The following is a 21,884-nucleotide window of genomic DNA, read 5'->3' as shown; positions in this document are numbered from 1 at the left end:
GGCTCCCGTTTCCTCTTGCCGCTCGATCCAGCTCATCGGCTCGATTGCCGACCTGGAGGATCAGTGGGAGCCCGCGGCCCGCATACTCGGATGCATGACCGCGTATGACGCCATCGTCCTTGCCGGAGGGGCCGCCAAGCGGCTCGGCGGCGCCGACAAGCCCGGGATCCGGGTCGGTGGCCGCGCGCTGCTCGACCGGGTGCTCGCGGCCTGTGCCGACGCCTCGACGACGGTGGTGGTGGGCGGGCGCCGGTCCACCGTGCGGCCGGTGGTCTGGACGTGTGAAGAGCCCCAGGGCGGCGGGCCGTTGGCCGCGCTCGACGCGGGGGTTCGGCGGACCACGGCGGAACGGGTTCTCGTGCTCTCCGCCGACCTGCCGTTCCTCGGAGCGGGCACTGTCGGAGCGCTCCTGGCCGCCGGGGAAGGCGGGCGGGACGGTGCCCTGTGCGTCGACCAGCAGGGTCGTGACCAGCCTCTTGTCGCCGTCTACGGTGCCGAACCGCTGCGCCGTGAGCTCGCGCTGCTCGCCGCCGAGCACGGCGGTCTGTCCGGGCTTCCCTTGCGTCTGCTGACGCACGAACTCGAACTTGCCCGGGTGGAGGCCGATCCACTCGCCTCTTTCGACTGCGACACCTGGGAGGACATTGCGTCGGCCCGGGCCCGTATCAGAGAGCATGGGACCGTGCTGGATGAATGGATCACCGCAGTCAAGAACGAACTCGGTATCGAACTCGATGTCGACACCGGCGTCCTGCTCGATCTCGCCCGTGACGCCGCCCACGGCGTCGCCCGGCCCGCCGCGCCGCTGACGACCTTCCTGGTCGGGTACGCGGCGGCCAAGGCGAGCAGCGAAGGTGACGGCGATGGCGATGGCGCCACGGCGGTGGCCGAGGCCGCCCGGAAGGCTGCCGCGCTCGCCCTTCGCTGGGCGGACGAGAACGAGACGCAATGACCGCCCGCAACGACGGGGACGATCGGCCTCCGGCTGCGGGTGTCGCCCCGTTGGGCGCCGGGTTCTTGACGGGCGTGGGGCCTTCGACGGGTGTCGGGCCTGCGGCAGGCCTCGGACGTGCGGCGGGTGTCGGGCGTGCGGCGCGTGACCGTCCGGTGTCGGCCGATGCCGTGTCTTCGGTCGGCGGCTTGTCCTCGGAGAGTGACCGTCCTCGGAGCGGGGAGTGGTGCCTGACTCCGGAAGAGGTGCGGGCGGCCGAGGAGGACCGGGCCGTTGAGCAGGCCCTCGCTCTGGTCGGGAGCCAGTCGTCCGGTGAGCCTCACCCCGCGGGTCGGCCCCACCCCACGGATCGGCCTCACTCCGCGGGCCGGCCCCGCTACGAGGATGAACCCGCGGACGAACGCGCGGATGAACCTGCGGCAGCACCCCGTTCGCTGCCCGCGGACCGGGGCGCCGGAGCGGCCCCCGGGCAGGACCGGCACAGGCACGGACACACGGTCTCCTGGCCGGAGGCGCGCGGGCTCGCTGCTCGGTCCGGGCGTGCCGTTGCGATCCGATCCGGCCGACTTCCCCTCGGCCAGGCGCTCGGACACGTACTCGCCGAGCCGCTCGTCGCGCTCACCGATCTGCCGCCCTTCGACACCTCTGCCATGGACGGCTGGGTCGTCTCCGGACCGGGGCCGTGGAACATCCGTGAGGTCTCCGGGGCCGGGGCCGGAGCCGGGGCCGACGAGAGGGCCGATGGAGGCTCAAGCCGGGATCTGGGCATCCTCGCCGGGCAGAGCGCCCCCGCCACGCTTCCCGACGGAGATGCTGTACGGATCGCCACCGGCGCCCGCATTCCGGCGGATGCCAACGCCGTGATCCGCAGCGAACACGCTCGCGTGGACGAGGCCAAGGGGCTGCTCCATGCGAAGCATCAGGTGCTGCCCGGACAGGACGTCAGGCCCCGTGGCCAGGAATGCCGGGTCGGCGATCAGCTCATGCCCGCCGGAGCGCTGGTGACGCCCGCCGTTCTCGGCCTGGCCGCCGCGGCCGGGTACGACGCGCTTGTCGTGGTGCCTCGCCCTCGCGTCGACGTCCTCGTTCTCGGTGACGAACTGCTGACCAGCGGTCTGCCGCACGACGGGCTGATCCGTGACGCGCTCGGCCCGATGATCGGCCCCTGGTTGCGCGCGCTGGGCGCCGAGGTTTCAGCCCCGCAGCGGCTCGGCGACGACGCGGCGGCCCTGCGGCGAGCCCTCACCACATCCGACGCCGATCTGGTCATCACCACCGGTGGCACGGCTGCGGGCCCCGTCGACCACGTCCACCCGGTCCTTGCCGAGATCGGGGCCGAGCTGCTCGTCGACGGAGTCGCTGTCCGACCCGGCCACCCGATGCTGCTGGCCCGGCTCAAGAAGGAGGACTCAGCGGCGGGTGCATCGGCGAGCCGGGACGAGGCGCGGACTGGGGCGCGGGACGAGGGCCCGTATCTCGTCGGGCTGCCGGGCAATCCCCTGGCCGCCGTCTCCGGGCTCCTCACACTCGCCGAGCCCCTGCTCCGCGGGCTGGCGGGCCGGGAGCCGGAGGCGCCGTACCGGGCCGTCGTACGCGACGAGGTGCACGGACACCCGCATGACACCCGTCTGGTGCCCATCGTCCACCGGGCGGGCAGCACCGCCGACAGGCCGGGCAGCGGGTACGACGGCGGCGCGGGAACCGGGAGCGGTACCGAGCACGTCGTACCGCTGCATTACAACGGTCCGGCGATGCTTCGTGGGATCGCTGCCGCCGACGGGCTGGCCGTCGTACCGCCGGGCGGGGTACGGTCCGGCACCGAGGTGGAGATCCTCGATCTACCGTGGGCCTCGGCGATGCCGTGGACGGAAGGGTGTTTCACGTGAAACTTCCCGGCCACGATGCGATGGCCAGGCGCGCCGACGAGCATGTCCTGCCCACGCGGGTGCTGCTCCCGCGCAGGGTTGTCGACAGACCGGCGCGGCAGGTCGCCAAGCGGCTGATGATGGCGCTTCTGGTGCTTGCCGCAACGGTGTTGATCGTCTGGATGGACCGTGGCGGATATCACGACGCCGCCGATGACCAGGTCGATCTCCTGGACGCGGTGTACTACGCGACGGTCACGCTCTCCACCACCGGCTACGGCGACATCACCCCGTACGGGGACTCCGCCCGGCTCATCAATGTGGTGCTTGTGACACCACTGCGGGTGCTCTTCCTGATCATCCTGGTCGGCACCACTCTCGAGGTCCTTACGGAACGGACCCGGGAGGACTTTCGGCTGAAGCGTTGGAGAACCAACTTGCGTGATCACACCGTTGTCGTCGGCTTCGGGACGAAGGGCCGTTCGGCCATCCAGACCCTGTGTGCCACCGGTCTGAAGAAGGAACAGATCGTCATCGTCGACCCGGCGACCAAGGTGATCGAGATCGCCAACGCCGAGGGGTTCGTCGGTGTGGTCGGCGATGCGACGCGCAGCGAGGTGCTGTTGCGGGCCGAGCTCCAGAAGGCGCGTCAGATCATCATCGCCACCCAGCGTGACGACACGGCGGTGCTGGTGGCCCTGACGGCGCGGCAGCTCAACCGCGGCGCGAAGATCGTCGCAGCGGTGCGCGAGGAGGAGAACGCCCCGTTGCTCCGGCAGTCCGGTGCCGACGCGGTGATCACCAGCGCCAGTGCGGCGGGCCGGCTGCTGGGCCTCTCGGTCCTCAGCCCGAGCGCGGGCACGGTGATGGAGGACCTGATCCAGCAGGGCAGTGGACTCGATCTCGTCGAACGGCCGGTGATAAAGGCCGAGGTGGGCAAGAGCGTCCGGGAGACCGATGACCTCGTGGTCAGCGTGTTGCGGGGACATCGGCTGCTGGGTTACGACGATCCGGCGGCCAGCCCGCTGCAGTTGATGGACCGTTTGATCACCATTGTGCGTGCCTCGAACGAATCGCCGCTGGACAGTCCGTCCACGGGCACACCGCGCCTGCGCGACTGATCCCGTCGGAGCGCCTGCCCCACCCCACCCGCGCGGCGCCCTTCGTGGTCCTTCACCTGCTACGGAGTAGCCTCGCCGCCATGTATGCGATCACGATCCCTGAACCCGGCGGCCCCGAGGCACTCGTCTGGGCCGAGGTGCCCGATCCGGTAGCCGGCGAGGGCGAGGTCCTCGTCGATGTCGTGTCCAGCGCGGTCAATCGCGCCGATGTGCTGCAGCGGCAGGGGTTCTACAACCCGCCGCCCGGCGCGTCCCCCTACCCCGGCCTCGAATGCTCGGGCCGTATCTCGGCGATCGGGCCCGGTGTCACCGGCTGGTCGGTCGGCGACGAGGTGTGTGCGCTGCTCGCGGGCGGCGGATACGCGGAGAAGGTCGCCGTGCCCGCCGGGCAGCTGCTGCCCGTGCCGGACGGCGTCGATCCGGCTCTGGCCGCGGCGCTGCCCGAGGTGACGGCCACGGTCTGGTCCAACGTCTTCATGGTGGCCCATCTGCGCCCCGGTGAGACGCTGTTGGTGCACGGCGGGTCCAGCGGCATCGGCACGATGGCGATCCAGCTCGCCAAGGCCGTGGGCGCGCGGGTCGCGGTCACCGCCGGGGGACCGGAGAAGCTGGCGCGCTGCGCGGAACTCGGGGCCGACATCCTGATCGACTACCGGGAGCAGGACTTCGTCGAGGAACTGCGCAAGGCGACCGACGGGGCCGGTGCGGATGTCATTCTCGACATCGTCGGCGCGAAGTACCTGGACCGGAATGTGAAGGCGCTCGCCGTCAATGGCCGACTGGCCATCATCGGCCTTCAGGGTGGCGTCAAGGGCGAGCTGAATCTGAGCGCCCTGCTGAACAAGCGGGCCGCCATCACCGCGACCTCGCTGCGCGGCCGCCCGCTTGCCGAGAAGGCCGCTATCGTCGCCGCCGTGCGCGAGCACGTCTGGCCGCTGATCGCGGACGGGGTCGTGCGGCCGATCGTGGACCGTACGGTGCCGATGCCGGACGCCGCCGAGGCTCACCGGGTGCTGGAGTCCAGCGCGCACATCGGGAAGGTGCTGCTGCAGGCCCCTGCGGGCTGACGCCCGGCCCCGGCCCCCGGCCCCCGGCCCCGGCCCCGGCCCCGGCCCCCGGCCCCGGCCCCGGCCCAGGCCCCGGCCCAGGCCCAGGCCCCGGCCCAGGCCCAGGCCCCGGCCCCGGCCAGGCTCCTGCCCCTTCCCCGGCCCGCCCCGTCCCGCTCCTCGCCCCCCACAGCACGCGAAAAGGCCCGGCGCGCAGGTCGTCGACCATGTGTGCCGGGCCTCGGTGTCGCTCTCTGTCAGGGCGTACGGGCCAGGGATCTCGGAGGTACGGGGACGGAGCGACTAGAGGTACGGTCCCGACCGGATGGCCCCGTGCGGGTCCCCGCTGCCGTCCTCTTCCTCGTGGGCGCTGCCCGGCGGAAGGGCGCGGCGCATCTGTTCCAACTGGGCCCGAGCCGCCATCTGCTGGGCGAACAGTGCCGTCTGGATGCCGTGGAACAGGCCCTCCAGCCAGCCCACCAGCTGTGCCTGGGCAATCCGGAGTTCCGCCTCGGAGGGCACCGACTCCTCGGTGAACGGCAGAGAGAGCCGCTCCAGCTCCTCCACCAGCTCCGGCGCGAGGCCGTCCTCCAGCTCCTTCACCGAGCTGGCGTGGATCTCCTTGAGCCTGACCCGGCTCGCCTCGTCGAGAGGAGCCGCCCTGACCTCCTCCAGGAGCTGCTTGATCATGCTGCCGATGCGCATGACCTTCGCGGGCTGTTCGACCATCTCCGTCACCGGGACCTCACGCGATTCTTCGTCAGTGCCACCGCCGCCGATCGCCATGCCGTCCTGCCCCACTACGAGGACTTGGGGGTGCTCCTGCGACCGTTCATTCCTCGGCATCTCCATGGCGCCATTGTCTCGCACAGCTGCCGTACGACACTGTGGTGCCCCCGCAAACGGTTGATCCACCGTTTACGGGGGCACCAAGGCAGCCGGTCAGCCCACCGACCGCGCCGGCTGCACCAACCACACCGACCGCACCGTCCCCGCCGTCACCCGGCCCTCCGTGCCAGCGCGAGGCGTGAGCGGGTGAGTGCCGCCGCGAGCAGACCGGCCAGCACCGGTACGCCCACCACGAGCAGGCCGAGGGTGGCCCAGGGCAGCGCGATCGGCGTGTACGCGGACTCCGTGGGCTCCAGCCGCATCGCCTGCAGCGCCAGGCGCAGATCGACCAGCCGCAGCGCCACCGCGGGCACCAGTCCCGCCAGCGTGCCGAGGACCACACCCGTGAGTGCCACCACCACGCACTGGAAGCCGGACAGCTTCCGCCGCACGCTCGGGGGTGCACCCACCGCGCTCAGGGTGTTGAGATCGGCCTCCGCGTCCGCCTTGGCGAGGCCCGTGGTGATCGCGGCGGCGCCCAGCGTCACCATTCCGGCGAACAGTGTCAGGATCAGCAGCATGGCGTCCACGCCTCCGTCGGGGCCGGACTCGGACTGCACCACGACGCCATCGCCGGCCTGCGCGAGCGCGCCGTAGGTCTGCTGCTGTTCGGCCTCCGTCGGTGTGTGCGCGACGGCGTACACGCTGCCGCTCTCCGCGGTGTGCAGGCCGAGCCGTTCCGCGGTCCGCCGCGGGAGGATCATGGTGATCCCGGGGGTGGCGGCGTACTTCGCGGGTGCCATGTACACCTTCAGCCGGTCCGTGGTGGTCCGTGCCTTGCCGGGGTGCAGCTTCCGGTTCTGCTTGTCCTTCTCGCTGTAGCGGTGGACCGCCTTGATGGTGGTCTCGCCGTTCTTCGCGTACACCTCGTTGAGCAGTACCGGTGTGCCCGCCGCCAGTGCCTCGGCGGCCGCGGGGTCGTCGAGCTTCACATAGGTGCCGAGCATGGCCTCGTCCGCCACGACGATGCCGCTCTCACCGGAACTGAAGAGGCCCGACGCCATGGTGCCCGCGAGGCAGGCGGGGGAACGCATCAGCTTCTTGTGCTCGTCGGCGGAGAGCCGCGCGGCGAGTTCCTTGGCGCCCTTGCCGGTGAGCGGGCAGACGCGGTCCTTGCCGGCGGGCTTGACCAGTTCGAGCGAGCCGCAGTGGTTCTCCTCGGTGCCGTAGACGTCGCAGTCGCTGCCCGCCCAGACCCGTCGGAAGTCGGCGTGCCCGCCGGTGACGGCCATGTTCCGTTCGACGGCGGCCCGTGCCTGCGGGAGCTGGGTGAAGGCATTGGGGCCGGAGGAGGAGAAGGCGAAGGCGGAGAGGACCAGGGTTCCCTGGGTCTGGGAGGGCGTGTAGTCGAATTCGGACTCGGCCTTGGCGCTGGACATGTACGTGGCGATGGCGACCGATCCGGCGACGGCCGCCATCACGGCCGCGACCGCGGGGGCGGTACGGCCACGGTTGCGGGCCGCGTCGCGCAGCGCCAGCCGGGGGGAGAGCGGCAGCCTGCGGCCGAGCCGGCCGAGGAAGCCGACGATCACCGGGATGCAGGCGAGCAGCCCGAGCTCGGCGGCCACCGAGCCGCCGGCGACCAGCGACGAGTCCCCGCTGGTGCCGCCGTAGATGGCGACGGCGCATCCGACGGTCAGTACGCAGCCGCCCAGGACGGGCATCACCCGGGAGGAACGGCGGACGCCGCGTCGTCCGGTGAGCGACTCCAGCACGGACTGCCGGCTCGCCACGATCGCCGGGGCGAACGCCGCGAGGAGACCGGTGACCAGGCCGATCACCGCGATGAGCAGCATCTCCACCGGGTTCAGGGTGAGAGAGCCGAAGCGCTGCCCGGCCCACGCCTCGATCACCGGGCGGAAGACCGCGGTGGCCGCCAGCCCGACCACCACACCGGTCACGGCTCCGATGCCGCCGAGCACCAGACCACCGCCGAGCACCACGGCCCGGACATGGCGTCGGTCCCCGCCACAGGTGCCGAGCAGACCGAGCTGGCGGCGCGAGCGGCGCGCACCGACCGCGAAGGCCGGTCCGGCGAGCAGCACGATCTCCAGGACCGCCATGGCGATCACGGTGATGAGCGGTGCGCTCGGCTCCCCCTCGGAGTAGTCCTGGTACTGCTCGCCGCCCTTCCTGGCCAGCGGGACCTCGGAGTCCGGCGGCGGGTCGAGGACGACCTGCCGGGACTTGACGACGACGCCGGACTTATTGGCCGCCATGACGTCCGGCCAGGTGACCCCCACCCCTTCGGGGCCCTTGACCAGCCAGTCCTTGGAGCGGGTGTTCGGCGGCACCACCTTCTTGTCGTGGTCGGACCTGGCCTGCCACGGGGCGATGACCGCCCCCGGGTCGGCGTACAGCGCCTTGGTGTTGAGCGAGTCGGGCTCCTCGACGACACCGGTGATCGTGTACTTCTTGCCGAAGTTGCGCACGGTGGTGACCGAGCCGACGTGCAGGCCGGTCGACTTCAGGAACGGTTCGGTGGCGGCCAGCTCGTCCTTGCCGTGCGGGAATTCACCGCGTACGAGCTCGATCTTGCCGCGGGCCAGCTCGTCCGATGTCCGGAACTCGTGGATGTCGGTGTCGGAGATGCCGTACCCGGTGGTGATGCTCGCCGGGACGGACTGGATGCTGATCGCCCGCGAACCCTTGGGGAACGTGGTGCTGATGTCGATCGGCGGGGCGTTCTCGTCCACCGGTGCGTTCTCGTCGACCAGTTCGTAGTTGTCCCCGTCGGGCAGCTGCTCGATCGGGCCGATCCGCTGGTCGCTGAAGAGGGCGTCGGCGGAGCCCATTTCGGCCGTCAGCTGCTCGGCCGTGGTCGGTGACACGCTGCGGTACGTCACGTCGAGGGCGGTGACGCCGACCACCGGTACGGCGATCATCGCGACCACCAGTGCGCTGCGGCCCTTGTACCGCATCGCGTCGCGCCGGGCTATCCGGAGGGCGGCGCGCCAGCCGGTGAAGACGCTCACTTGGCGGCCTCGGAGGCGAGGAGCGAGTCGGCGTCGGCGGAGCCGTTGAGCGTCTGGTCGACGATCGAACCGTCCCGGAGGAACACGACCCGGTCCGCCCAGGCCGCGTACCGCGGCTCATGCGTCACCATCACGCCGGCCGCGCCCTGGTCGCAGCGGCTGCGCAGCAGCGCGAGCACCTTCTCGCCGGTCTCGGAGTCGAGTGCTCCGGTCGGCTCGTCGGCGAGCACCAGGCGCCGGTCCCCCACCAGCGCACGGGCGATCGCGACACGCTGCTGCTGGCCGCCGGACATCTCGTCCGGGAACCGGTCGGCGATCTCCAGCAGCTTCATCTCCTCCAGCGCCGCCCGAGCCTCCTTGCGGGCCTTGCGGACGGAGACACCGTCGAGTTCGCGCGGCAGGGCGATGTTCTCGGCGGCGGTGAGGGCGGGGATCAGGTTGTAGTCCTGGAAGACATAGCCGACGCTGCGGCGGCGCAGGGCGGCGACGCCCTTGCGGCCGAGTCCGGCGATGTCCTGGCCCTCGATGACGACCTGGCCGCTGGTCGCGGTGTCGAGACCGCCCGCGATGGTCAGCAGGGTCGACTTGCCGGAGCCGGACGGGCCCATCACGGCGACGAGTTCACCGGCGTACACGGAGAGGTTGACGCCGCGCAGGGCGTGCACCTCGGCGATGCCGGAGCCGTGGGTGCGGGTGAGCGCCCGGAGTTCGAGCACCGGAGCGTCGGCCGGTATGGGTGCGCCGGCCGGCGCCGCGGATCGGGGCGGGACGTGCGAGGACATGATGGGTGGTTCCCCCTCGGAACGGGTGTGGGGCGACGGCGCCGGACGGCGGAGCGGTCCGTGGCGGACCGTGCCGGTGTCCGGCGCGTACGCGGGTGGCCTGCGGCCCGGGCTCCGCGCCGGCTGGTCGGCGCCGGCTGCGGTGCGCGCGCTGCAGTGCGCGCGGTGGTCTGGGGTCCGTGCTCTGCGCGTCAGCGTCGGCTGCGCGGGAGGGTGACACGGGACGCGGCGCGGCCGGTCGTACGGATCTCTGGGTCCGGCTCCGTGGCGGCGGCCTCGGCGAGGCGGACCAGTCGGGTCTCGCAGTGGTCCAGCCAGCGCGCCTCGGCCTCCGCCTGGAAGATCAGCTGCTCCAGCACGAGCAGCCAGGCGACCTCGTCGCGGTTGGCCGGGACGTCGCTGAGCGACTGCGCCTTGAGGCGGGTGTAGTCCTGCATCGCCTTCAGGGTGTGGTGGCGCTGGGACTGGATGACGGCACGGATGTCGACCCCGGGCGCGCCGACCGCCATGGCGAGCTTGATGGCCAGTTCGTCGCGGGGCGGGTTGCTGCGGTCGACGGGCGTCTCGAACCAGTTCCGCAGCTCGGTGCGTCCGTCGTCGGTGATCGCGTAGAGGGCGTGCCCCTGGTCGTCCTCGTCGTCCTGGACGACCAGGCCGTCGCGCTCCAGCCGGCTGAGCGTCGTGTACACCTGGCCGACGTTGAGCGGCCAGGTGGAGCCGGTGCGCGATTCGAATTCGGTACGGAGCTGGGAGCCGTACCGGGGCCCCCGCTCCAGAAGGGCCAGCAGCCCGTGACGGATCGACATACTCAGTATGTATACCGAGTATGTCGCTCGATGCAAGTCCTTGCCGGGCTGCGTGGGTGCTGGTGAGGCGCCCGGTTGTGGCTCAGTCCACGCGGCGCATACGGAACGCCAGGAAGCCCAGCCCCAGCCCGATCAGCGCGATACCCACCCCCAGCGACACTCGCTTCACCTGCTGCACGGTCGGCGCGTTCAGGGCCTGCTGCGAGAGCCGGTCGGTCCCGGGGGACGTGCTCGCCGCCGGTGTCGCGGCAGGCGCCGGCCCCGGATCGGTCGCCGCAGGGGGTGCGTCGGGCTGCTGGAACGTACCGTCCGCGTGCGCGAGCTCCCACGGTGAGAGCCGCCGCCCGGGCCGCAACCGCCCCTCCCCGGCCTCACGCCCGGCCAGCGGGGACTGCGCTTCGGGACGCGGCGGCTCCTCGTCGGAGTCGGAGCCGGACGCGGACGAGGGTGAGGACGAGGAGTCGGAGGGCGAGGCCCTGGAAGAGGCCGACGGCGAGCCGGAGGCCGGGGTGGAGGGCGACGGGGACCCCGGATGCGCGGGGGCGGCCGGTCCGCCGTCCGAGGGAATGGCCGTCGGTACGGTCGAGGGGGCGGCGGCCGAAGGGGTGGCCGACTCCTCGGTCGACGGACCGGTACCAAGGACACCGGAAGGCCGGGCGGAGGCTCCGGCCGAGGTGTGCGCGGACGGCGCCACCGGCGCGCTGAACGGCCCCGTCGGCCGACCGGACACGCGCTGGACGGCCTGCGCCTCGCCCGCCGCAGCCCCCAGCGCCGCACCCGCCGTCAGCACCAGGCAGGCCACGCACTTCGTGGGCCGTGAGGGGAGAAATCCTGAAGCCATGCGGCCAGCGTCACATGTGACGGTATGTCCGGCATCTCGGATGTGCGTCAGTCCGGGTCGCCGCCCCCACCCGGACTCAGGCCGGGTCGCCGGTCGCGATGCGCAGTTCGAAGTGGGCGCCTGTCTTCGGCACGGCGGTGCCCGACGTGGGGAACTGGTCGATGACCTGGTCCTCCGCGTAGGCGTTCCCCGGCACCTTGATCTGCTTGATGGTCCAGCCGGCCGCGTCCGCGCACGCCCGAGCGGAGAGGATGTCCTTGTACAGGAAGCTCGGGGCATCGACCTTGTTCGGGTCGTCGCTGTCCTCCAGCGCGTCCGTGCAGTCCTCGGTGTCCATCGTCCGGTTCCGCTCCGGATCCTTGTGCTCGCCCGCGGCCGGTGATTCGTTCGCGGTCGTGCCGCCCTTGTTGTCGTTGCCGTTCAGCGAGAGCACCGTGATCAGCCCGCCGATCGCGATCAGCGCGACCACGATCGAGCCCACGATCACCGGCATGTTCCGCTTGGAGCCGCCCCCGCCCGAGCCGGCGTGCGACTGTGTCTGCGGCGAGATCGTGTAGGGCGGCGAGGTCTGCTGCTGTATCGGGGCCTGGCTCTGGTACGCCTGGGCCGACTGCGGGTAGCCGTACGACGGTGCCGGCGTGGGGGCAGGGGTCGCCGGACCGTACGGGCCCGGCTGGGCGCCCGACTGGTACGGGCCCGGCTGGTACGGGGTCTGGACGCTCTGGGGCGTCGCGCCGGACTGGTCGACCGGCGGGAAGACCGCCGAGCCGACGCCCGAGCCGCTGTTCGCCGGGGCGCCGCCGCCCGCGACGATCACCGGTGCGCCCGTGGGGCCGGTCGCGGCCAGCACACGGGCGATCTCGTCCTGCATCGCCGCCGCGCTCGGGAAGCGCTCGTTCGGGTTCTTCTTCAGCGCGCGGGCGACCAGCGCGTCCATCGCCGGGGTGACCGACCGGTTGATGGTGGAGGGCGCGACCGGCTCCTCCTGGACATGCGCGTACGCGATGGCCAGCGGGGAGTCCGCGTCGAAGGGGATCCGCCCGGTCAGCAGCTGGAACAGCATGATGCCGACCGAGTACAGGTCGGAGCGGGCGTCCACGCCGCGGCCCAGGGCCTGCTCGGGGGAGAGGTACTGCGGGGTGCCGACGACCATGCCGGTCTGCGTCATCGACGTGACGCCCGACTGCATGGCGCGGGCGATGCCGAAGTCCATGACCTTCACGACGCCGCGCTTGGTCATCATCACGTTGCCGGGCTTGATGTCGCGGTGGACCAGGCCCATCTCGTGGCTGGTGTCCAGCGCGGCCAGCACGTCGGACGTCACCTTCAGCGCCCGGTCGGCCGGCATCGCGCCGTGGTTCTGGATGTCCGCCTGGAGCACGGAGCCGAGCGGCTGCCCCTCCACGTACTCCATGACGATGTACGGCATCAGCGCGCCGCCGAGCTCGTCCTCGCCGGTGTCGAAGACCGAGACGATGTTGGTGTGCTGCAGTTTGGCAACGGCCTGCGCCTCGCGACGGAAGCGCTCACGGAAGGACTGCTCGCGGCCCAACTCTGTATGCAATGTCTTGATTGCGACCTGGCGGTCCAGGGCAGTGTCGTACGCCAGGTATACGGACGCCATCCCGCCCTCGCCGAGCAGGTCGCGAAGCTGGTAGCGCCCACCGGCGACGGAACCGCCCGCGTAGCGACCCTGAGCGCCGTGTGCGCCGTCCTGGCTCATGACTAGCTTCCCCCTCGGCGCGCGACTGACGCGATCATCCCTATTACGCGCCAAGTCTGCCCGAGGGGTACGACACGTCAAGCCAGGTGCCCGTTCCGTGACCCTACGCACAAGAAGAGTCTCGGAAGCGTTACAGGAACCGCATGAAATTTGCGTGGACGGCACGCCGGGCGGTTGGATAACCGGTCCCTCTCGGAAACGGAGTGTCCGGAAGAGGCTGTAGCGTGACGTGGCAATGCAGCTAGACACCGTGAGCACCCGCGGACGCGCGGACAGATACGACGGCGAGGACTGATGGCACCCGATTCCGAAGCAAACGGCGGCGGAGTTTCGGATGGCACCGACTCCTGGGGCATCGGCGGTGTGGTCGGTGACGGACGTTACCGGATGACCCACCGCCTCGGCCGGGGCGGTATGGCGGAGGTCTTCGCGGCCGAGGACGTCAGGCTCGGGCGCACGGTCGCGGTGAAGCTGCTGCGCTCCGATCTCGCCGAGGACCCGGTCTCCAAGGCCCGGTTCACGCGCGAGGCGCAGTCGGTCGCCGGGCTCAACCACCACGCGATCGTCGCCGTGTACGACTCCGGTGAGGACGTCGTGGGCGGGGCGACCGTCCCCTACATCGTGATGGAGCTGGTCGAGGGGCGGACCATCCGCGACCTGCTGATCAGCACCGAGGCTCCGCCGCCCGAGCAGGCCCTGATCATCGTCTCGGGTGTACTGGAAGCGCTCGCGTACTCGCATCAGCACGGCATCGTGCACCGTGACATCAAGCCGGCCAACGTGATCATCACCAACTCCGGTGCGGTCAAGGTGATGGACTTCGGCATCGCCCGTGCGCTGCACGGTGCGCAGTCGACGATGACGCAGACCGGCATGGTCATGGGTACGCCGCAGTACCTCTCCCCGGAGCAGGCGCTCGGCAAGGCCGTCGACCACCGCTCCGACCTCTACGCCACCGGCTGCCTGCTGTACGAACTCCTGGCCATGCGGCCCCCGTTCACGGGTGAGACGCCGCTGTCCGTCGTGTACCAGCACGTCCAGGACATTCCGGTCCCGCCGTCCGAGGTCCTGGACGCGGTGCCGCCGGAGCTGGACGGGCTGGTCATGCGCTCCCTCGCGAAGGACCCGGACGACCGGTTCCAGAGCGCCGAGGAGATGCGCGGCCTGGTCCAGTACAGCCTCCAGATGCTTCAGGTGCAGGGCGGCCACACGGGTACGTGGAACACCGGCCCGGTCGCGATGCACGAAGGCGGGCACACCCCGGCCATGGGTGTCGCCGGCGGCACGATGGCGATGGGTCACCCGCCGCACGGGGACACCTCGCAGGGTCCGATCCTGCCGCCGATGAACCCCGACGACGGCGGTTACGAGGGCGGGCACCACGGCGGTGGCGGCCGCGGCAAGCTGTGGCTGTTCGTCGTGCTCGCGCTGATCGCGATCGGGGCGGGGGTCGCCATCGCGGTCAACGCCGCGAACGACACCGGCTCGAATCAGAAGAAGAAGCCCGACAAGGTCTCCAGTTCGCCGTCCCCGGAGAAGACTTCCTCCGAGCCGACCGACGAGGAGAGCCAGGAGACCGATCTGCCGGAGAACTCCACCGGCAACCAGCAGGACACCCCGCCGCCGCGGACCTACTCCCCGTCGACCACCCCGACCCAGCCCTCCGAACCGCCGCCGACCCAACCGTCCACCCCGGCCACCGGAGGTACGGAGGACGGCGGTACGGGTACGGACGACGGCGGCACCGGGACGGACAACGGCGGCACGGGTACGGACGACGGCGGCACCGGGACGGACAACGGCGGCACGGGTACGGACGACGGCGGAACCGGTACCGACAACGGCGGCACGGGTACGGACGACGGCGGTGCCACCACCGGTACGTCCGCGGCGGCCGGCACCGTGGCGGGCACCACCCCGTGAACGCCGCCCCGTGAACACCCCGTGACCCGGCCGTTCACGGGCGGATTCACCCCGTGAACGCCTCGCGCACCGTCTCGTACTCGCGCGTCCACCAGACCGCCAGGGCCGACACCGCAGGGAACTGCGGGTCGGCCCTCCGGTCGTGCAGGCAGTACCGCCAGCGCAGTATCCAGAAGTCGTTGAGCCGCTCCCACCACACCCGGTGCACCGCGGCGGCCAGTTCCGCAGCCCCCGCCCCGGCCGCCCGCCGGTAGGCCCGCGCGTACGCCCGTACCTTCTCCAGCTCCAGCTTCCCGGCCGGCAGTACGAAGAAGATCGCCGCGGCCCGTACCGCCTCCTCCGCCCGTGGCTGGACCCCCAGCCGGTCCCAGTCGAGGATCGCGACCGGGTCCGTACCCCGGTACAGGACGTTCAGCGGGTGGAAGTCGCCGTGCACCCAGCCGGTGGCGGGGACGCCGGGCGTGGGGGGCCTGCGGTCGGCGTGCTGTTCCAGCAGGGTGCGCCGCTCCAGAAGGCGGTGCTCGGCCAGTTCGTCGAAGGCGTCCCGGGGGCGGCGCCCGCGCGCGGCCGTCAGCAGGTCGTCGATGAGCGCGAAGGTGTCGACGGGGTCGGGGCTCCGGTACCCGCCGGACCGGTGCGCGAGCCCCGTGCCCGCCCCCATGACCTGCTCGAGCCCGGTGTGCACGGCCCCGAGCAGCGCCCCGAGCCGCTCCGACTGGGCGGTGCTGAGCTGGGCGCCCGCCCGGTGCAGCCCGTCCACCCAGGGGTGCAGGGCATAGCACCGGCCGCCGATCTCCGTGACCGTGTCGCCCTCGGTGTCCTGCACGGGCGGGGCGACGGGCACGCCCAGCGACTGCAGCCGCTGGGTGGCGCGGTGCTGGCGGACGATCGTGGCGCGGTCACCCGTGGAGTCGTCCAGGTGGTGCTTGAGGAAGTAGGAGCCCCGGGTGGTGGAGACGCGGTAGCCGTGGTTGAGCAGGCCCTTGGTGATGGGCTTGCAGCTCAGGGGTTCACCGGCGTCCGGATAGCGGCGCAGCACCTCGTTCACCGGAGGCACGGGCGGCCGCGGCACGGACGGGAACGGCACCCTGTCCACCGGAGGCACGGACGGGAACGGCACCTTGTCCACCGGGGATACGGGCGGAGCGGAAACGGACGGGAACAGCACCTCGCCGGCCGGCGGAGCGGACGGAAGGGCGACAAATGAGCGCGGCACTCACCAGATGTTAGATCACGCTGTGTTGCCGATCGGTTGCACTTGCGTCGAAGTCCAGAGTGTGCACGGAGACGAAGTGCGGCTCGATCCTGAGGTACGCCGGGTCGAAGCGCTCCCCGTTCACCCGGGCGGGACCCTCGCCGAAGAGTTCGCGCTGGCCGGACCCCGGGCGCACGATCTCGGCGGTGCCGGTGAACTGCACGGCCCACAGGTCGCCGCCGTCCCCCGGAGCGGCGGTGCCGAAGTTGTCCGCGCCGTACGCGACTACCGTGCCGTCGCATGCGTTGTGGTAGCCGAAACCGCTGTGCATCCGCAGGACCACGCGACCGTCGATCACGACGTGGCGGGCCACCGACAGAAACGGGAGGGCCCGCATGCTCGTCGCCAGCCGGCCGTAGCGGACGCGGCGGAGCAGTTCGATCGCCTGGAGTTCCTCGGAGGACATGCCCTCCACTCTCCGCCACCCGGAAGGCCGCAGAAAGAGGCTGCGGCCCCGGTTGGTCCGGGACCAAAGTCCCGAGGATCACCAGGGGGCGGTGCGGCGCTCAGCCCTTCTCCGCCTGCAGCCTGGCCACGTACGCGGCGGCCTGCGAGCGCCGCTCCATGCCGAGCTTGGCGAGCAGACTGGAGACGTAGTTCTTGATCGTCTTCTCGGCCAGGTGCAGCCGCTCGCCGATCACCCGGTTCGTCAGGCCCTCGCCGATCAGATCGAGGATCTTGCGTTCCTGGTCGGTGAGACCGGCGAGCTTGTCCTCGCCCCGCCCCTTCTTGCCGTCGCGCAGCCGCTTCAGCACCTGGGCGGTCGCCACCGGGTCCAGCAGTGACTTCCCGGCCGCCACGTCACGTACCGCGTTCAGCAGTTCGTTGCCCCGGATCGCCTTCAGCACATATCCCGACGCGCCCGCCATGATCGCGTCGAAGAGCGCCTCGTCGTCGGCGTACGAGGTGAGCATCAGGCATTTGATGTTCTCGTCCTGGGAGCGGACCTCCCGGCAGACCTCCACCCCGCTGCCGTCCGGCAGCCGTACGTCGAGCACCGCCACATCGGGTCGGGTCGCGGGGATACGGACCAGCGCGTCCGCCGCGGTGCCGGCCTCGCCGACGACCTCGATGTCGTCCTCGGACGAGAGCAATTCATGGACTCCGCGTCGGACGACTTCGTGGTCGTCCAACAGAAAAACGGTGATTTTTCCTTGTTCGCGCACAAAACGCAGTCTCACACACTCACCTCTTCCCTGCCGCCGAACGGCGGGATAACGTGCCGTTGTTCCGGCGGCCTGCGAGGCTGTTACCAGTGCTGTGACCAGCGAGAGTTCCCGACTTTTTCGATTTACTTGGAAATCCAAGCAAAATCGCAGGTCAGATAGGGTTTCGCAGTTATGCGGCGTACTGGGTAACGTGCTTTCGGCAGGGTGCTCGCCGGGGCACCTGTCACGCCTGTTCCCGGACCGAGCGGCACCCACCCCGTGCACGGGTACGGACACAGGCGAGCCGCACTGGCTTCCCGGCAGACCCCGGGGGCCGGACCGACGGAGGAGCAACGCACGTGACCGTGGAGAGCACTGCCGCGCGCAAACCGCGACGCAGCAGCAAGCGGACCAGCGCCGTGAAGACGACCGCGAAGACGTCCGCGAAGACGCCAGAGAGTTCCGAGCCCGAGCTCGTACAGCTGCTGACGCCCGAGGGCGAGCGCCTGGAGCATCCGGACTATTCGATCGACCTGACCGCGGACGAGCTGCGTGGTCTGTACCGGGACATGGTCCTGACCCGCCGCTTCGACGCCGAGGCCACCGCGCTGCAGCGCCAGGGCGAGCTGGGCCTGTGGGCGTCGCTGCTCGGCCAGGAGGCCGCCCAGATCGGCTCCGGCCGGGCCCTGCGCGACGACGACTACGTCTTCCCGACCTACCGCGAGCACGGTGTCGCCTGGTGCCGGGGGGTCGATCCGACCAATCTGCTCGGGATGTTCCGCGGCGTGAACCACGGCGGCTGGGACCCGAACAGCAACAACTTCCACCTGTACACGATCGTCATCGGCTCGCAGACCCTGCACGCCACCGGCTACGCCATGGGCGTCGCCAAGGACGGCGCGGACTCGGCCGTGATCGCGTACTTCGGCGACGGCGCCTCCAGCCAGGGAGACGTCGCCGAGTCCTTCACCTTCTCCGCGGTCTACAACGCCCCGGTCGTCTTCTTCTGCCAGAACAACCAGTGGGCGATCTCCGAGCCGACCGAGAAGCAGACCCGCGTGCCGCTCTACCAGCGCGCGCAGGGCTTCGGCTTCCCCGGCGTCCGGGTCGACGGCAACGACGTACTCGCCTGCCTGGCCGTCACCAGGTCGGCGCTGGAGCGGGCCCGCCGAGGTGAAGGGCCCACCCTCGTCGAGGCGTTCACCTACCGGATGGGCGCGCACACCACCTCCGACGACCCGACGAAGTACCGGGCGGACGAGGAGCGGGCCTCCTGGGAGGCCAAGGACCCGATCCTGCGGCTGCGTACGTACCTGGAGAAGGAGGGCGCCGCCGACGAGGCGTTCTTCACCGCGCTGGACGAGGAGAGCGAGGCCCTCGGCAAGCGGGTGCGCGAGGCGGTACGGGCGATGCCCGACCCCGACCCGATCGCGATCTTCGACAACGTCTACGCCGACGGGAACCCGCTCGTCGACGAGGAGCGCGCCCAGTTCGCCGCCTACCAGGCATCGTTCGCAGACACCGCCGAGGAGGGCAAGTAGCCATGGCCATGGAAAAGATGTCCATTGCGAAGGCTCTCAACGAGTCGCTGCGCAAGGCCCTCGACACCGACCCCAAGGTCCTCATCATGGGTGAGGACGTCGGCAAGCTGGGCGGGGTCTTCCGGATCACCGACGGGCTCCAGAAGGACTTCGGCGAGGACCGGGTGATCGACACCCCGCTCGCCGAGTCCGGCATCGTCGGTACGGCGATCGGCCTGGCCCTGCGTGGCTACCGGCCCGTCGTGGAGATCCAGTTCGACGGCTTCGTCTTCCCCGCGTACGACCAGATCGTCACCCAGCTCGCCAAGATGCACGCCCGTGCGCTCGGCAAGATCAAGCTGCCGGTCGTCGTCCGTATCCCGTACGGCGGCGGCATCGGTGCCGTCGAGCACCACAGCGAGTCGCCCGAGGCCCTGTTCGCGCACGTCGCGGGGTTGAAGGTGGTCTCGCCGTCGAACGCGAGCGACGCCTACTGGATGATGCAGCAGGCCGTCCAGAGCGACGACCCGATCATCTTCTTCGAGCCGAAGCGCCGTTACTGGGACAAGGGCGAGGTCGAGACCGACTCCATCCCGGGCCCGCTGCACAAGGCCTCGGTGGCCCGCACCGGCACCGACCTCACACTCGTCGCGTACGGCCCGATGGTGAAGGTCTGCCTGGAGGCGGCCGCGGCCGCCCAGGAGGAGGGCAAGTCGATCGAGGTCCTGGACCTGCGCTCGATGTCCCCGATCGACTTCGACGCCATCCAGACCTCGGTCGAGAAGACCGGCCGGCTCGTCGTGGTCCACGAGGCGCCGGTGTTCTACGGCTCCGGGGCCGAGATCGCCGCCCGGATCACCGAGCGCTGCTTCTACCACCTGGAAGCACCGGTGCTGAGGGTGGGCGGCTACCACGCCCCGTACCCGCCGGCGCGGCTGGAGGACGAGTACCTGCCGGGTCTCGACCGTGTGCTCGACGCCGTCGACCGCTCGCTGGCGTACTGAGGACTGGGACGTGACAACGATGACCGACACTTCCAACGCTGCTCGCTTCCGTGAGTTCAAGATGCCCGACGTGGGCGAGGGGCTGACCGAGGCCGAGATCCTCAAGTGGTACGTCCAGCCCGGTGACACCGTCACCGACGGCCAGGTCGTGTGCGAGGTCGAGACGGCGAAGGCGGCCGTGGAGCTGCCGATCCCGTTCGACGGGGTGGTGCACGAGCTGCGCTTCCCCGAGGGCACGACGGTCGACGTCGGCCAGGTGATCATCGCGGTGGACGTGGCACCGGGCAGCGGTGATGCCGCCCCGGCGCCGGTCGCCGCGCCGGTCGCGGAACCGGAACCGTCGGAGCCGGAGGCCCCCAAGGGCCGTCAGCCGGTCCTGGTCGGGTACGGCGTCTCCGAGAGCTCGACCAAGCGGCGCGCCCGCAAGGGCGCGGCGGCGGCGGTGCCCGCTGCCGCGGCGGCGATCCAGGGCGAGATGAACGGCCATGGCGCGGTGGTCCCGGAGAGCCGGCCGCTGGCCAAGCCGCCGGTCCGCAAGCTGGCCAAGGACCTGGGCATCGACCTGGCGACGGTCGTCCCGACCGGCGAGGGCGGGATCATCACCCGCGAGGACGTACACGCGGCGGCCACGCCCGTACCCGCGCAGGCCCCGGCACCCGTCGCCGCCGCGGTTGCGGCCGAGACCGAGGCCCCGGCTCCGGCCGTCGTCGCTCCGGCGGGCGCGCGGGAGACCCGTATCCCGGTCAAGGGCGTACGGAAGGCCATCGCCCAGGCGATGGTCGGCAGCGCCTTCACGGCCCCGCATGTCACCGAGTTCGTGACCGTCGACGTGACGCGCACGATGAAGCTGGTGGCGGAGCTCAAGGAGGACAAGGACATGGCGGGGGTGCGGGTCAACCCGCTCCTGATCATCGCCAAGGCCCTCCTGGTCGCGATCAAGCGGAACCCGGAGGTCAACGCCGCCTGGGACGAGGCCAACCAGGAGATCGTCCAGAAGCACTACGTCAACCTGGGCATCGCCGCCGCCACCCCGCGCGGCCTGATCGTCCCGAACATCAAGGACGCGCACGAGCAGACGCTCCCGCAGCTGGCCGCGTCCCTGGGCGAACTGGTCTCCACCGCCCGCGAGGGCAAGACGTCCCCCGCGGCCATGGCGGGCGGCACGGTGACCATCACCAACGTCGGTGTCTTCGGCGTCGACACGGGCACGCCGATCCTGAACCCGGGCGAGTCCGCGATCCTCGCGGTCGGTGCGATCAAGCTCCAGCCGTGGGTCCACAAGGGCAAGGTGAAGCCCCGTCAGGTCACCACGCTGGCCCTGTCGTTCGACCACCGTCTGGTCGACGGCGAGCTCGGCTCCAAGGTCCTGGCGGACGTCGCCGCGATCCTGGAGCAGCCGAAGCGGCTGATCACCTGGGCGTAGCTGTACGAGATGGGCCCGCGCGAAGTTCGCGCGGGCCCATCGGCATGTCCGGCCTTTGCCGCACGGTGAGTTCGGCGAACACCGTCTTGCCGACGGTGCGCGGCTCGACGCCCCAGCGGTCCGCGAGCCGCGCGACGATCAGGAGGCCCCGCCCGTAGCACTCCTCGGCGGTCGCCTCGCGAGGGTCGGGCAGCCGTTCGCCGCGCGGATCGCTCACCGCGATCCGGAGCACGGTCGCGGTGAGCGTGAGATGCACCCGGAAGAGCCGCCCTCGGACGGCGCCGTGCAGTAACGCGTTGGTCGCCAACTCGCTGACCAGCAACGCCGCGTCGGCTGCCAGCCCCGGATACCCCCACTCCCGGACGAGCCGCGCGGTGCGGCGCCGGGAGAGGGAGACGCTGCCTGCGGTCGGGGTGAAGTCGAGCCGGTCCTCGCGGAGGACGGGGTCGGGGACGGAGATCTGTTCGGCTGCGGTCATGGGCGCGTGCCTCTCGGTGAGGGGGGGCGGTGGCGATGCCGCGCCTGCGGGGCGCCGGTTCCGGCGCAGGGCAGGGCGGTGCACTTCCGCCGGGGGCGATGCCGTGTTGTGAGCGGCTCGGTACCGAAAGTAGC

At 71.1% G+C, this 21,884-nt stretch carries 18 protein-coding genes; 8 read left to right on the top strand and 10 right to left on the bottom strand.

Going from position 1 to position 21,884, the window contains the following annotated elements:
* Nucleotides 1-94 precede the first annotated feature (94 nt).
* From OG978_RS20230 to OG978_RS20215, 4 genes are all read left to right on the top strand, one after another.
* Nucleotides 95-952, top strand: a complete 858-nt coding sequence (locus OG978_RS20230; RefSeq protein WP_326766581.1) for an NTP transferase domain-containing protein — start codon at nucleotides 95-97, stop codon at nucleotides 950-952.
* 245 nt (nucleotides 953-1,197) lie between these two features.
* Nucleotides 1,198-2,838 (top strand): molybdopterin molybdotransferase MoeA, encoded by a 1,641-nt coding sequence (locus tag OG978_RS20225; protein ID WP_442817841.1) that lies wholly within the window; start codon nucleotides 1,198-1,200, stop codon nucleotides 2,836-2,838.
* Entirely contained in the window at nucleotides 2,796-3,938 is a 1,143-nt protein-coding gene (locus OG978_RS20220) for a potassium channel family protein (RefSeq protein ID WP_326766580.1), read from the top strand. The genes OG978_RS20225 and OG978_RS20220 overlap by 43 nt, the downstream gene beginning before the upstream one ends.
* 80 nt (nucleotides 3,939-4,018) lie before the next feature.
* Nucleotides 4,019-5,005 carry an NAD(P)H-quinone oxidoreductase gene (locus tag OG978_RS20215; protein WP_326766579.1) on the top strand — a complete coding sequence of 329 codons (987 nt, stop codon included), beginning with the start codon at nucleotides 4,019-4,021 and terminating at the stop codon, nucleotides 5,003-5,005.
* 282 nt (nucleotides 5,006-5,287) lie between these two features.
* Here the strand turns inward: OG978_RS20215 and OG978_RS20210 are convergent, their stop codons facing one another.
* The 6 genes from OG978_RS20210 to OG978_RS20185 all read right to left on the bottom strand — a co-directional run bounded on the left by OG978_RS20210 (nucleotide 5,288) and on the right by OG978_RS20185 (nucleotide 12,999).
* Nucleotides 5,288-5,836, bottom strand: a complete 549-nt coding sequence (locus OG978_RS20210; protein ID WP_326766578.1) for a bacterial proteasome activator family protein — start codon at nucleotides 5,834-5,836, stop codon at nucleotides 5,288-5,290.
* Between the two features lie 146 nt (nucleotides 5,837-5,982).
* On the bottom strand, nucleotides 5,983-8,847 hold the full coding sequence (locus OG978_RS20205; protein WP_326766577.1) for an ABC transporter permease: 2,865 nt from the start codon (nucleotides 8,845-8,847) through the stop codon (nucleotides 5,983-5,985).
* A complete protein-coding gene (locus OG978_RS20200) occupies nucleotides 8,844-9,629 on the bottom strand; it encodes an ABC transporter ATP-binding protein (RefSeq protein WP_326766576.1) in 786 nt (261 codons plus the stop codon). Before OG978_RS20200 ends, OG978_RS20205 begins: the two co-directional genes overlap by 4 nt.
* Before the next feature lie 191 nt (nucleotides 9,630-9,820).
* A complete protein-coding gene (locus tag OG978_RS20195; RefSeq protein WP_326766575.1) occupies nucleotides 9,821-10,435 on the bottom strand; it encodes a PadR family transcriptional regulator in 615 nt (204 codons plus the stop codon).
* 82 nt (nucleotides 10,436-10,517) lie between these two features.
* Entirely contained in the window at nucleotides 10,518-11,276 is a 759-nt protein-coding gene (locus OG978_RS20190; RefSeq protein ID WP_326766574.1) for a hypothetical protein, read from the bottom strand.
* A gap of 76 nt (nucleotides 11,277-11,352) precedes the next feature.
* Nucleotides 11,353-12,999 carry a protein kinase domain-containing protein gene (locus OG978_RS20185; RefSeq protein ID WP_326766573.1) on the bottom strand — a complete coding sequence of 549 codons (1,647 nt, stop codon included), beginning with the start codon at nucleotides 12,997-12,999 and terminating at the stop codon, nucleotides 11,353-11,355.
* 294 nt (nucleotides 13,000-13,293) lie between these two features.
* Between OG978_RS20185 and OG978_RS20180 the strand changes: the two genes are divergently transcribed.
* Complete coding sequence (locus OG978_RS20180) at nucleotides 13,294-14,922, top strand: protein kinase domain-containing protein (RefSeq protein WP_326766572.1); 1,629 nt, start codon at nucleotides 13,294-13,296, stop codon at nucleotides 14,920-14,922.
* A 46-nt stretch (nucleotides 14,923-14,968) separates the two neighbouring features.
* On the opposite strand, the gene OG978_RS20175 is transcribed toward OG978_RS20180, so the two are convergent.
* The 3 genes from OG978_RS20175 to OG978_RS20165 form a co-directional block, all read right to left on the bottom strand.
* On the bottom strand, nucleotides 14,969-15,961 hold the full coding sequence (locus OG978_RS20175; protein WP_326770095.1) for a phosphotransferase: 993 nt from the start codon (nucleotides 15,959-15,961) through the stop codon (nucleotides 14,969-14,971).
* Nucleotides 15,962-16,148: 187 nt separating this feature from the next.
* Nucleotides 16,149-16,583, bottom strand: a complete 435-nt coding sequence (locus OG978_RS20170; protein WP_326766571.1) for a pyridoxamine 5'-phosphate oxidase family protein — start codon at nucleotides 16,581-16,583, stop codon at nucleotides 16,149-16,151.
* Nucleotides 16,584-16,683: 100 nt separating this feature from the next.
* Nucleotides 16,684-17,343, bottom strand: coding sequence for a response regulator transcription factor (locus tag OG978_RS20165; RefSeq protein ID WP_326770094.1), 660 nt, complete (start codon nucleotides 17,341-17,343; stop codon nucleotides 16,684-16,686).
* Between the two features lie 341 nt (nucleotides 17,344-17,684).
* Here OG978_RS20165 and pdhA point away from each other — a divergent pair, with 341 nt between their 5' ends.
* The 3 genes from pdhA to OG978_RS20150 are packed head-to-tail and all read left to right on the top strand — an operon-like array spanning nucleotide 17,685 to nucleotide 21,272.
* Nucleotides 17,685-18,866, top strand: coding sequence for a pyruvate dehydrogenase (acetyl-transferring) E1 component subunit alpha (gene pdhA / locus OG978_RS20160; RefSeq protein WP_326766570.1), 1,182 nt, complete (start codon nucleotides 17,685-17,687; stop codon nucleotides 18,864-18,866).
* Between the two features lie 2 nt (nucleotides 18,867-18,868).
* Nucleotides 18,869-19,849, top strand: a complete 981-nt coding sequence (locus OG978_RS20155) for an alpha-ketoacid dehydrogenase subunit beta (protein ID WP_326766569.1) — start codon at nucleotides 18,869-18,871, stop codon at nucleotides 19,847-19,849.
* A gap of 10 nt (nucleotides 19,850-19,859) precedes the next feature.
* Entirely contained in the window at nucleotides 19,860-21,272 is a 1,413-nt protein-coding gene (locus OG978_RS20150; protein WP_326766568.1) for a dihydrolipoamide acetyltransferase family protein, read from the top strand.
* Here OG978_RS20150 and OG978_RS20145 read toward each other — a convergent pair.
* Nucleotides 21,259-21,750, bottom strand: a complete 492-nt coding sequence (locus tag OG978_RS20145) for an ATP-binding protein (protein WP_326766567.1) — start codon at nucleotides 21,748-21,750, stop codon at nucleotides 21,259-21,261. The two genes, OG978_RS20150 and OG978_RS20145, sit on opposite strands and share 14 nt — an antisense overlap.
* Nucleotides 21,751-21,884: the final 134 nt, after the last annotated feature.

Source organism: Streptomyces sp. NBC_01591, from assembly GCF_035918155.1.
Taxonomy (GTDB): domain Bacteria; phylum Actinomycetota; class Actinomycetes; order Streptomycetales; family Streptomycetaceae; genus Streptomyces.
The sequence above is the reverse complement of the archived record's forward strand: the minus strand, read 5'-3'. Positions and strand labels throughout refer to the sequence as shown.